Source organism: Streptomyces sp. A 4/2, from assembly GCF_940670765.1.
GTDB lineage: Bacteria > Actinomycetota > Actinomycetes > Streptomycetales > Streptomycetaceae > Streptomyces.
This window is the reverse complement of the sequence record NZ_CALNVW010000097.1, coordinates 1-428: the sequence shown is the minus strand read 5'-3', so window position 1 is coordinate 428 and position 428 is coordinate 1. Positions and strand designations below refer to the sequence as shown.

Annotated in this window: 1 pseudogene; it reads left to right on the top strand. The window is 67.1% G+C overall.

Features of this window, described 5'->3' with window-relative positions:
* Positions 1 to 146: pseudogene (locus NBY69_RS37190) on the top strand (CCA tRNA nucleotidyltransferase); the annotation flags it as partial.
* Positions 147 to 428 lie beyond the last annotated feature (282 nt).

The following is a 428-nucleotide window of genomic DNA, read 5'->3' as shown; positions in this document are numbered from 1 at the left end:
TCATGCGGATCCTCGATGTGGGGCCGGGGCCTGTGATCGGCAAGGCCTATGCGTTCCTGCTGGAGCTTCGCTTGGAGAACGGGCCGATGGAACGCGAGGCCGCAGTCGCCGCCCTCAAGGAGTGGTGGGCCGCACAGGAGGGCTGACGCCGGGTCCGGCACGGGCGGATGGAGCGTGAGGAGTTCCTCGTGTTTCACGTGAAACACGACTGATCCTCCGAAGGCGGCCCGGAAGGTTCATGAGGGGCGTTGTTTCACGTGAAACAACGCCCCTCACTTCACTTCGCGGGGCGGGTGTGCTGGACGGCCGCGCTCGCGCGACGTCGGCGCAGCATGGACACCGACACGATGGCGTACAGCACGGCCACCGTGACCACGACGACGACGGACCGTCCGTCAGCGGGCAGGACGAGTGCGGACATCGCTGCG